The sequence below is a fragment of the Pseudomonas sp. R62 genome (assembly GCF_000257605.1).
Lineage (GTDB): Bacteria > Pseudomonadota > Gammaproteobacteria > Pseudomonadales > Pseudomonadaceae > Aquipseudomonas > Aquipseudomonas atacamensis.
Window position 1 is genome coordinate 1,627,835 of record NZ_JH635998.1, and the last position, 2,445, is coordinate 1,630,279.

General features: G+C 59.4%; 2 protein-coding genes and 1 pseudogene. 1 reads left to right on the forward strand and 2 read right to left on the reverse strand.

Features of this window, described 5'->3' with window-relative positions; all coding sequences use genetic code 11:
* Together OQK_RS31105 and OQK_RS31845 are read right to left on the reverse strand one after the other, a co-directional pair.
* Positions 1-486 (reverse strand): annotated as a pseudogene (locus OQK_RS31105) (bifunctional [glutamate--ammonia ligase]-adenylyl-L-tyrosine phosphorylase/[glutamate--ammonia-ligase] adenylyltransferase); the annotation flags it as partial.
* Entirely contained in the window at positions 483-608 is a 126-nt protein-coding gene (locus OQK_RS31845; protein ID WP_256205860.1) for a hypothetical protein, read from the reverse strand. The pseudogene OQK_RS31105 and the gene OQK_RS31845, both read right to left, overlap by 4 nt.
* A 262-nt stretch (positions 609-870) precedes the next feature.
* On the opposite strand from OQK_RS31845, the gene aceE reads away from it, so the two are divergent.
* Positions 871-2,445: pyruvate dehydrogenase (acetyl-transferring), homodimeric type (gene aceE, locus OQK_RS08545; protein WP_038860766.1), on the forward strand; the 1,575-nt coding region annotated here is incomplete at its 3' end.

Genomic DNA, 2,445 nt, shown 5'->3' on the forward strand with positions numbered 1-2,445 from the left:
CGTGCCGAACTGCTCGCAGTGGCGGCTGTACAGCCATTGATAAGCCTGATCAATGGTGGCGTCGGCCATGTCCGAGAGGTCGCGGCAGGTCTGCACCAGATCGGCCTGACGGGTCAGGTCGCGCCAGATGATCCGCACCTGATGGCGTGCGCGCTGGCGGCGCAAGGCGCGGCCGAGTTCGTCTTCGCTCTGCGCGCTGTTCACAGCGGCGGCGATCTGTGCGCACAGTTCGCCGGGCGCGAACGCCCGATCAAGTTCGCCGGACGCCACCAGCGACAGCAACATCAAAGGGTCACGAGTGCTCTGTTCAATGACAAATTCGCTGGCGGCGCTGATGCGGGCGAATTGCGCCCAGCGCTCCGGCGTCCAGTTCGACAGGCCATGATCGTCTTCAAGAGCGGCGACGGACGTACGGAACGACTGCTCGGATCGGCTGACCAACGGCAGGAGAATGGCGGGCAGTTCGGCAAGCACGGGCAGGGTCATGGTCTATCCTTGATCGGCGTATTGAGGGCCGCTTGTAGTGAATGATGAAAACCCGCTACGTGAAGGACTGTCGAACAAAAGTTAGAAATAGCTGAAATTTCTTCTTCTTTGGCATCCAGCATCAAACTTTCACCTTATTCGGATGGAAATCGACCCGCCTTAACGATTATTCTCACAACGCAGTCGGAGGCCACAAGCCTTTCATCTGTAGTTTTACTACTCGTCTATACATTCGAAAGGCTGAAATGCCGGAAGATTTGTAGTAAAACTACACGCCGCCGGAACAACCTGTCGGCAATCCAAGAATTTTAAATCGTCTGCCCACAAGGCCAGTCGCAAACTCAGGCAACCGATTCTGGAAGCCTTTCCGCCCTGGAGCAAGCCATGCAAGACCTCGATCCCGTCGAAACCCAGGAATGGCTGGACGCCCTGGAATCGGTTCTCGACAAAGAAGGCGAAGACCGTGCTCACTATCTGATGACCCGTATGGGCGAACTCGCGACCCGCAGCGGCTCGCAGCTCCCTTACGCGATCACCACGCCTTACCGCAACACGATCCCCGTTACCCACGAAGCACGCATGCCTGGCGACCTGTTCATGGAACGCCGCATTCGCTCGCTGGTACGCTGGAACGCGATGGCCATGGTAATGCGCACGAACCTGCGAGATTCGGACCTGGGTGGTCACATCTCCAGCTTCGCTTCCAGTGCGACCCTGTATGACATCGGCTTCAACTATTTCTTCCAGGCTCCGACCGACGAACACGGCGGCGACCTGATCTACTTCCAGGGCCACACCTCGCCAGGCGTTTACGCCCGTGCATTCATGGAAGGCCGCATCACCGAAGACCAGATGAACAACTTCCGTCAGGAAGTCGATGGTCAAGGCCTGTCGTCCTATCCGCACCCTTGGCTGATGCCTGACTTCTGGCAGTTCCCGACCGTATCGATGGGTCTGGGTCCGATCCAGGCGATCTACCAGGCGCGCTTCATGAAGTACCTGGAACACCGCGGTTTCATCCAGCCGGGCAAACAGAAAGTCTGGTGCTTCCTGGGCGACGGCGAGTGCGACGAGCCGGAATCCCTGGGCGCGATCTCCCTGGCCGGCCGCGAGAAGCTGGACAACCTGATCTTCGTCATCAACTGCAACCTGCAGCGCCTCGACGGCCCGGTTCGCGGCAACGGCAAGATCATCCAGGAACTCGAAGGCGTGTTCCGCGGCGCTCAGTGGAACGTGACCAAAGTCATCTGGGGCCGTTTCTGGGACCCGCTGCTGGCCAAAGACGTCGACGGCATCCTGCAACGTCGCATGGACGAAGTCATCGACGGCGAGTACCAGAACTACAAAGCCAAAGACGGCGCGTTCGTTCGCGAGCACTTCTTCAACACGCCTGAACTCAAGGCGATGGTTGCCGATCTGTCCGACGACGAGATCTGGAAACTCAACCGTGGCGGCCACGACCCGTACAAGGTCTACGCGGCGTACCACGAAGCGGTCAACCACAAGGAACAACCGACCGTCATCCTCGCCAAGACCATCAAGGGTTATGGCACCGGTGCCGGCGAAGCGAAGAACACTGCGCACAACACCAAGAAAGTCGACGTCGACAGCCTGAAGTTGTTCCGCGACCGCTTCGACATCCCGGTCAAGGACGAAGAGCTGGAGAACCTGCCGTTCTTCAAGCCCGAGCCAAACAGCGCCGAAGCCCGCTACCTCGCCGAGCGCCGTGCCGCACTGGGCGGTTTCGTGCCGCAGCGCCGCGCGCAGAGCTTCAGCGTACCGACTCCGGATCTGGACACCCTGAAAGCCATCCTCGATGGCTCGGGCGACCGTGAAATTTCCACCACCATGGCTTTCGTGCGGATCCTCGCGCAACTGGTCAAGGACAAGGAAATCGGCCCGCGCATCGTCCCGATCATCCCGGACGAAGCCCGTACCTTCGGTATGGAAGGCATGTTC

What these genes read in the sequence shown, in the direction of transcription:
- OQK_RS31845 (WP_256205860.1), bottom strand. Translation starts at nt 608, where the DNA reads ATGCTGGATGCCAAAGAAGAAGAAATTTCAGCTATTTCTAACTTTTGT.